The organism is Streptomyces griseus subsp. griseus (assembly GCF_000720255.1).
GTDB classification, from domain to species: domain Bacteria; phylum Actinomycetota; class Actinomycetes; order Streptomycetales; family Streptomycetaceae; genus Streptomyces; species Streptomyces griseus_I.
Genome location: NZ_JOJE01000235.1, coordinates 1 through 239 on the forward strand (window position 1 = coordinate 1; position 239 = coordinate 239).

1 protein-coding gene is annotated in these 239 nt (G+C 68.2%); it reads left to right on the forward strand.

The features are described 5' to 3' along the window. A partial coding sequence (locus IG99_RS43930) for a transposase (RefSeq protein WP_037684710.1) occupies nucleotides 1-239 on the forward strand: 239 nt, incomplete at both ends.

A 239-nucleotide genomic window follows, 5' to 3' on the forward strand; every position in this document is an offset into this window, starting at 1 on the left:
GAGGCTGTCGCCACCCTCCTCAGGCCGGGGAACGCTGGCTCCAACACCGCTGCCGACCACATCGCCACCGCCCAACTGGCCCTCGCCCAACTACCGAAGCCCTACCGGCGAGGGCGCCAGACGCTGATCCGCACCGACTCCGCCGGCGGCACCCACGACTTCGTGTCCTGGCTCGCGAAACGAGGACGATGGCTGTCCTACTCGGTCGGCATGACGGTCACCGAAGCGATCCACGAACA